Source organism: Lysobacter sp. 1R34A (genome assembly GCF_051217035.1).
GTDB lineage: Bacteria > Pseudomonadota > Gammaproteobacteria > Xanthomonadales > Xanthomonadaceae > Lysobacter.
The window spans coordinates 1-7,272 of the sequence record NZ_JBPKJP010000148.1 but is presented as its reverse complement, the minus strand read 5'-3'; the positions used below and the strand labels follow the sequence as shown (position 1 = coordinate 7,272).

General features: G+C 71.2%; 5 protein-coding genes and 1 pseudogene. 2 read left to right on the top strand and 4 right to left on the bottom strand.

The window, feature by feature from the left end:
• Positions 1 to 82: 82 nt before the first annotated feature.
• From ACSAMQ_RS19400 to ACSAMQ_RS19385, 4 genes and pseudogenes are all read right to left on the bottom strand, one after another.
• A complete protein-coding gene (locus ACSAMQ_RS19400) occupies positions 83 to 742 on the bottom strand; it encodes an MlaC/ttg2D family ABC transporter substrate-binding protein (protein WP_435397232.1) in 660 nt (219 codons plus the stop codon).
• Positions 741 to 1,308 (bottom strand): annotated as a pseudogene (gene mlaD / locus ACSAMQ_RS19395) (outer membrane lipid asymmetry maintenance protein MlaD); the annotation flags it as partial. The gene ACSAMQ_RS19400 and the pseudogene mlaD, both read right to left, overlap by 2 nt.
• 209 nt (positions 1,309 to 1,517) lie before the next feature.
• Complete coding sequence (locus ACSAMQ_RS19390) at positions 1,518 to 2,267, bottom strand: MlaE family lipid ABC transporter permease subunit (RefSeq protein WP_435397231.1); 750 nt, start codon at positions 2,265 to 2,267, stop codon at positions 1,518 to 1,520.
• Complete coding sequence (locus tag ACSAMQ_RS19385) at positions 2,267 to 3,058, bottom strand: ABC transporter ATP-binding protein (RefSeq protein WP_435397230.1); 792 nt, start codon at positions 3,056 to 3,058, stop codon at positions 2,267 to 2,269. The genes ACSAMQ_RS19390 and ACSAMQ_RS19385 overlap by 1 nt, the downstream gene beginning before the upstream one ends.
• Positions 3,059 to 3,621: 563 nt before the next feature.
• Between ACSAMQ_RS19385 and recC the strand changes: the two genes are divergently transcribed.
• Positions 3,622 to 7,002 (top strand): exodeoxyribonuclease V subunit gamma, encoded by a 3,381-nt coding sequence (recC, locus tag ACSAMQ_RS19380; protein WP_435397229.1) that lies wholly within the window; start codon positions 3,622 to 3,624, stop codon positions 7,000 to 7,002.
• The coding region (locus ACSAMQ_RS19375) for a UvrD-helicase domain-containing protein (protein WP_435397228.1) at positions 6,999 to 7,272 on the top strand (274 nt) is incomplete at its 3' end. The genes recC and ACSAMQ_RS19375, both read left to right, overlap by 4 nt.

Sequence of the window (7,272 nt, the reverse complement as noted above, 5' to 3'; positions counted from 1 at the left end):
CGGTCCAGCGCGCCGCTGAACACCAGCGCCCCGCCGTCCTTGCGCACGCCGGCGGCGTCGCGGGCCGTCGCTGCGCCCATGCTCAGTTGCCGCTCGCCTGGGCCTGCAACTTGCCGGCCTTGAGGTCCTTGGCGACCTGGGCGATCGACTTCTGGCTCAGCGGGGTGTCGAACTGATTGCGGAAGGTCTGCACGAAGCTGACGCCTTCGACCATCACGTCGAACACCTTCCACTGTGCGCCGTTCTTGCGCAGCAGGTAGTCGACCGGAATCGGCTCGCCGCCCTGGCGCAGGAACTCGCTCGAGACCTTGACGATGGCGCCGCCGCGCAGCGGGGTCTCGGACTTGATCCGGACCTTGAGCTTGGTGTTGAAGTCGAGCAGGGCCGAGCCGTAGCGCTGCATCAGGCTGCCGGTGAGGGCATCGGCGAACGCGGCGACGTCGGCGTCCGAAGCGCCGCGGCCGTGCGTGCCCAGGACCAGGCGCGCGGCGTAGTCGCGGTCGAACACCTGGTTGAACTCGGTCGAGATGAACTGGCTGAGTGCGGCGCGGTTCTTGCTGAACTCGGCGCGGCGCGCTTCCAGGGTCGACAGGATGCGGGTGCTGTTGTTCAGCACCATCGCGCTCGGGGTGCCGGCGGCGGGGGCGGTGCCCGGCGCCGCGGTGACCTGGGCGAGGGCGAGCGTGGGAGCGCCGGCGAGCAGGGCCGAGGCGAGGACGATGGAGATCAGTGAACGCTTCATTTCTTGGTCTCGTCGGTGGAGGGGGCGGCTTCGCCCTGGAGATAGTCGGGAACGCCGGCGTCGGCGGGCTTGGCGGCCGAGTCGCCGGCCGCATTGCCGCCTTGTGCGCCACCGCCGCTGAACATGTACTTGCCGACCAGCTGAATCAGGTCGACGGCCGGCTGGGTCAGGTAGATCTCGTCGCCGGGCTTGAGGTTTTCCGGGTCGCCGCCCGGGGTCAGGCCGATATAGCTTTCGCCGAGCAGGCCGCTGGTGAAGATGCCGGCGGCGGTGTCGGCCGACAGGTTCCGGTAGCGGTTGTCGATCGCCAGGGTCACGATCGAGCTGTACTTGACCGGGTCGAGCGAGATGTCGGCGACCTGGCCCACGGTGACGCCGCCGATCTTGACCGGCGCGTTCGGCCGCAGCGCGCCGATGGTGGTGAAGCGCGCGGTGATCTCGTAGCTGCTGCGGCCGAAGCCGAACTTGCCGTTGGTGGAGGCGATCGCCAGCACCAGCAGCGAAGCCAGGGCGAGCAGCAGGAATGCGCCTACGGCGAATTCGATGCGGGGACTGCGGACGGACATGGCATCACCTTGGGGATAAAGCCCGCGCGGTTCGGCGCGGCGATGTAACGGTTGGACTGGCTTGCGGGTCGATCGAATCGGTGTACTGAGCAACAAGCAAAAACGGATCAATGAAACCCTTCTCCCGCTGGGAGAGGGGGTGAGGGCGGTGCGCCTGCGCCGCTTCGACCTCGTCCCGTACCCTCATCCGGCCCTGCGGGCCACCTTACTTACTTGAACAGCAGCGCCGACATCACGAAGTTGAACATCAGCACCAGCAGCGAGGCGTTGACCACGGCGCGGGTGGTGGCCACCGAGGTGCCCTCGATGGTCGGCTCGGCGTGGTAGCCGACATACGCCGCGACCAGGGCCGCGGTCGCGCCGAACACCGCCGACTTCACGAAGGCCATCAGGAAGTCGTCGTAGAAGTCGACGCTGTCCTTGAGCACCTGCCAGAAGATCCCCGACTCGATGCCGATCACGTGCACCGACTCGAAATAGCTCGCGCTGATGGCCAGGCTGCAGAAAAAGCCGGTCAGCAGCGGCACGCACAGCACCGCCGCCCAGAAGCGCGGCGCCACCGCCTTGGCGATCGGGTCGATCGCCATCAGGCCGAGCGCGGTGATCTGGTCGGTCGCGCGCATCAGGCCCAGTTCGGCGGCGATCGAACTGCCGGCGCGGCCGATGAACAGCAGCGCGGTCAGCACCGGCCCCAGCTCGCGGTACATGCCCAGGCCGAGCATGGCGCTGACCTGGTTGGCCGCGCCGTAGGTGTCGAGCGCACGATAGCCCAGCAGAGTCACCGATAAGCCGACGAACGCGCCGCCAACGGCGATGATCGGCAGCGAACGTGCACCTATCTTGTAAATTTCGCGGGTCAGCTCGCGGAAGAAGTCGCGGGTCGGCTTGGACGCGCGCAACACCGACAGCGAGAACAGGCCGGCACGGCCCAGCGAGCGGGTCGCAGCGATGAAGGGCATCAGGCGGCCTCCGTGGTGGTGCGCGGTGCGGCGTCGAACCCGATCGGGCCGTCGGGTTCGCCGAGCAGGAATTGGCGCACCAGCGGGTCCTGGCTGCGTTCGAGTTCGCTCGGCGTGCCCGAGAACACGATGCCGCCGTTGGCGATCACGATGGCGTGGTCGGCGACCGGCAGAGTCTCGTGGACGTGGTGGGTGACCACGATGCTGGTCAGGCCGAGGGTGTCGTTGAGGCGGCGCACCAGGCTCATGACCACGCCCGAGGCGATCGGGTCCAGCCCGGTCAGCGGCTCGTCGTAGATCATCAGCGGCGGGTCCAGCGCCAGCGCGCGCGCCAGCGCGACCCGGCGCGCCATGCCGCCGGACAGTTCGCGCGGGAAGGCGTCGGCGGCGGCGTGCAGGCCGACCGCATGCAGCTTCATCAGCACCAGGCGCTCGATCAGCGCCTTCGGCAGGCGGGTGTGCGCGCGCAGCGGCAGGGCGACGTTCTCGGCGGCGGTGAGATCGGTCAGCAGGCCGTTGCCCTGCAGCAGCACGCCGATGCCCTTGCGCAATTCGAGCAGCTCGCGCGGGTCCTGCGGCACGCGCTGGCCGAACACCTCGACCGTGCCCGCGGCGGGGGCGAGTTCGCCGGTCAGGGCCGACAGCAGGGTCGACTTGCCGCTGCCCGACGGCCCCAGCACCGCGACGATGCTGCCGCGCGGCACCGACAGGTTGATCCCGCGCAGCACGCTGCGGCCGCCGCGGTCGAGGCGGAGGTCGGTCAGGCGGACGATGGGCGGTTCGGTCGTCATGCGGTAGGACAGTCCGTGTGCGAGGGCGATGAGACGGTCGGACAAGCGCTGCAAAACGGCGCAGCTTGGCCCAGCCAGCCTGAACCGGGGTCGAGCGTCGGCCATTGTCGCAGGTTAGCCGGCCCCGCTCGCAGCGATGGCGGGACGGAGCGTTCGGCCGTAGTGCGGCCGGGTCAGGGTGGGCGCTGGGGATTAAAACGGTTTTAAGTGTGCTGGGGGGCGGGAGCGGGAGCGGGAGTGAGAAGCGAGGAGTGAGAGGAGTGAGGAGGGAGTAACTAGTGGGGAGGAACTAGGGACTAGAGGTTGGAAGCGGGAGGCGGGTCCCCGGTCCCTCCTGCGGGCGGAGATTCTTCCTGAAGGTGTCTGCGCCCCTCGGCGCCTTCGACGAGGGCGGTTTGATGAGCCCCGCCGAAGCGATGGACTGGCAGGCCCAGCCTCGCTCCAAGGACATATCTCTATTGGAGAGGGGGCAGAGGGATCGCTCTTGCGCTTGCGCGCTTGCCATCGCGCAACCGCCACAACCGGCGGCAGCGCTTCCGGCGCCCTTGCGGCAAGATGGCGGGATGCCCGCGCGCGCCGATTTCCGTCTCTACCATTCCAATGCGCTGGACGTGCTGGCCGGTCTGCTCGCGCAGGAGCTGCGCACGCCCGCGCCGGGGCAGCCGCTGCTGGCGCCGGACGTGATCCTGATCCCGCAGGTGGCGATGCGGCGCTGGCTGCAGGCGACGTTGGCGCAGGCCTACGGCATCGCCGCGAACCTGGAATTCCTGACCCCGGGCGAATTCGTCCAGCGTGCGCTCGACGCCAATGCCTCCGACGAGGACCTGGCCCATCCCGGCGAGGACCTCGACGCCCAGGCCCTGCGCTGGCGCCTCTACAGCGTGCTGTCGCAGCCGGCGCAGCTGCGCGAGCCGGCGCTGGCGCCGCTGCGCGCCTACCTGGACGGCGACGACCCGCTGAAGTCGTGGTCGCTGTCGGGCGAGCTGGCCTCGCTGTTCGAGAAATACCAGGCCTGGCGCCGCGACTGGCTGCTGGCCTGGGACGCCGGGCGCGAACGCGACGATCCGCAGGCGGCGTTGTGGCGACGGGTCGCCGCCGCCCGCCGCTACCGCGCGCGCCGCATCGACGATTACCTGGCCCGGTTCCAGGGCGAGGCCGGCATCGCCCGGCCGCCGCGCGGGCTGCCGCCGCGGTTGTTCGCCTTCGCCACGCTCAATGTCTCGCCCGACGTGCTGCGGATGATCGCGACCCAAGCGATCGCCGGCACCCTGCATTTCTATCTGCCGACCCCCACGCGCAAGTACTGGGGCGACCTGGGCACCCTGGCCGAACGCCTGCGCCTGGGCGAGGACGCCGCCTTCGGCGACGACGACAACCCGCTGCTGCAGGCCTGGGGCGCGGCCGGCCGCGATTTCATGGCGGTGCTCGGCGGCTACGAGGTCGTGCATCCGTCCGGCGAAATCGCCGCCTACGCCGATCCCGAGGAAAGTCGCCACGACGACCCTTCGCGCGACAGCCTGCTGCAGCGCCTGCAGCGCGACCTGTTGCATCGGCGCGCGCTGCCGGCCGTGCCGTGGCGCGAGCGGGTCGATCGCGCCGATGCCAGCCTGCAGGTGCACGCCTGCCACACCCGCTTGCGCGAAGTGCAGGTGCTGCACGACCAGTTGCAGGGCCTGCTCGATCCGAACTCGGCCGAGGGCCGGCGTTTCGACCCGCCGCTGCAGCCGCGCGAGATCGCGGTGCTGGCGCCCGACATCGACCCCTACGCGCCGCACATCGCCGCGGTGTTCGGCGGCCTGGCCGGGCGGCCGGGCTTCATTCCGTATGCGCTCGCCGACGCCAGCCCGCTCGCCTCCGAACCGCTCGCGGAAGTGTTCCTGCGCCTGCTGGCCTTGCCGGTGTCGCGATTCGGACTCAGCGAAATCCTCGACCTGCTGGCGACGCCGGCGATCGCCGACCAGGCCGGCCTCGACGGCGCAGGCCTCGAACGCCTGCGCACCTGGCTGCAGAACGCCGGCGCGCGCTGGGGGATCGACGCGGCTCATCGCAGCCGCCACGACGCCCCCGGCGACGACGCCTACACCTGGGCGTTCGCACTCGACCGTCTGCTGCTAGGCCACGCCGCCGGCGACGGCGCCGCGGCCGACGAGATGATCGCCGGCATCGCGCCGTACGCCGAACTCGAAGGCGCCTCGCTGGATGCGCTGGATGCGTTGATCCGTTTGCTGCGGGTGCTGGCGCGCTTCGAGCGCGCGCTCGATGCCGAGCTGAGCCCGGCGCAATGGGCCGACCGCCTGCTCGGCCTGCTGCGGGCGATGCTGCCCGAACGCCCGCGCGACCCCACCGACCAGCGCACCCTCGAACGCCTGCGCAACCTGATCGAAAGCTTCGCCCGCGATGCCGGCAAGGCCGGCTTCGACGGCACGGTCGGCGCCGAAATCGTGCGCAGCCATTTCCGCGCCGCGCTGACCGAGGCCGACACCCGCGCGCCGCTGCTGACCGGCGGCGTCAGCTTCGGCCGCATGGTGCCGATGCGCCTGATCCCGTTCCGGGCGATCTGCCTGCTCGGCATGAACGACGGCGACTACCCGCGCCGCGACCCGGCCGGCGGCCTCAACCGGCTCGCCGCCGAACTCGGTACCGCCGCGCGCCGCCACGGCGACCGCTCGCTACGCGACGACGACCGCTTCTTGTTCCTGCAGTTGTTCGGCGCCGCCTCCGACACGTTCTATCTGAGCTACCTCGGCGCCGATCCGCGCGACGGCAGCCAGCGCGAACCCTCTACGTTGGTCTCGGAACTGCTCGATGTCGCCGCGCGCTATCACGCCGATCCGGCCGCGGCGCGCAACGAGTTCGTGGTGCGCCAACCGCTGCAGCCGTTCGCGGCGGCCGCGTTCGGCGCCGGCGAGCGCGAGCCTGAGCCGCGCCGTTTCAGCTATCGCGCCGAATGGCGGCCGGCGGTCGATGCCGGCGCGCTCGGCCTGCGCGGTGAGATCGGCCCCTGGCTCCACGAACCGCTGCCGCCCGACCCGGACGCGGCCGACGACGGCAGGGTGGCGTACCAGGACCTGCGCAGCTTCCTGCGCGACCCGCCGACCGCGTTCCTGCGCCAGCGCCTGGGCTTGCGTCTGCCCGACGAGATCGACGCCGGCGACGACGTCGAGCCGCTGGTGCTGCCCGGGCCGGGCCTGTTTCGCCAGCAACTGCAGCGCGCGGTGTTCGACGACCTGATCGCCGGCGGGGGCCGGATCGATCGCGACCGGTTGCAGGCGAGCCTGCGCGCCCGCGCGCTGCTGCCGTCCGGCCCGCTCGGCCGACGCCAGCTCGATGCCTTGCTCGGGCAGGTGCGGCCCTACGCCGATGCCTTCGCGCGTTGGCGCAACGGTGAGGCCGAGGCGCTGCCGTTCGAACTCGACCTCGGCGACGCGCGCCTGCTCGGCCGGCTCGACGATGTCTATGCCGGCGGATTGGCGCGGCTGCGTTTCGACAGCCTGCACGGGCCGTCGCAGATCGCTCACGGCCTGGATTGGCTGGTGCTGTCGGCGCTCGGCGACCGCCGTCCGCTGGCCCAGTTCGCTCAGACCGACGGCGGGCCCGGCCCGCATCTGCGCGAAGCGCTGGCGCCGCAGCAGGCCCAGGCGGTGTTGCGCAGCCTGCTGCGCCTGCGCGACTACGGCCTGCGCGCACCGCTGCCGTTCCTGCCGCGCGCCGGCTGGCTCTGGTACGAAGCCGCGACCCAGGACAAGGACGGCTGGGGCAAGGCCGAGAGCCAGTGGCACGGCAGCCCGCGCACCTGGGGCGAGGCGACCACGCCGGGCGCGCGCCTGGCCTTGCGCGGGCGCGACCCGTTCCGCGACCCGATGCTCGGTGAAGAATTCCGCGAGATCGCCAGACTGGTGTTCGGCGCCGTGGTCCACGGCCGCGACGAAGGCGGCGGCGCATGAGCGCGCCGCGCGATCCGTTCCTGGATCTGCCGCTCGACGGCCTGCGCCTGATCGAGGCCAGCGCCGGCACCGGCAAGACCTACACCCTGGCGACCCTGGTCACCCGCCTGGTGATCGAGCGCGGGCTGCGCATCGGCGAGGTGCTCGCGGTGACCTTCACCGACGCCGCCACCCAGGAGCTGCGCGAACGCCTGCGCCGCCGCCTGCTGTTGGCCGCGCGCATCGCCGCCGGCGACCCGGCGCTGCCGCGCGAGGGCGACGATGGCGAAC

Bases quoted from the DNA above. Each gene is read 5' to 3' on its own strand.
- recC (WP_435397229.1), top strand. From the start codon at position 3,622: ATGCCCGCGCGCGCCGATTTCCGTCTCTACCATTCCAATGCGCTGGAC.
- ACSAMQ_RS19390 (WP_435397231.1), bottom strand. From the start codon at position 2,267: ATGCCCTTCATCGCTGCGACCCGCTCGCTGGGCCGTGCCGGCCTGTTC.
- ACSAMQ_RS19400 (WP_435397232.1), bottom strand. From the start codon at position 742: ATGAAGCGTTCACTGATCTCCATCGTCCTCGCCTCGGCCCTGCTCGCC.
- ACSAMQ_RS19385 (WP_435397230.1), bottom strand. From the start codon at position 3,058: ATGACGACCGAACCGCCCATCGTCCGCCTGACCGACCTCCGCCTCGAC.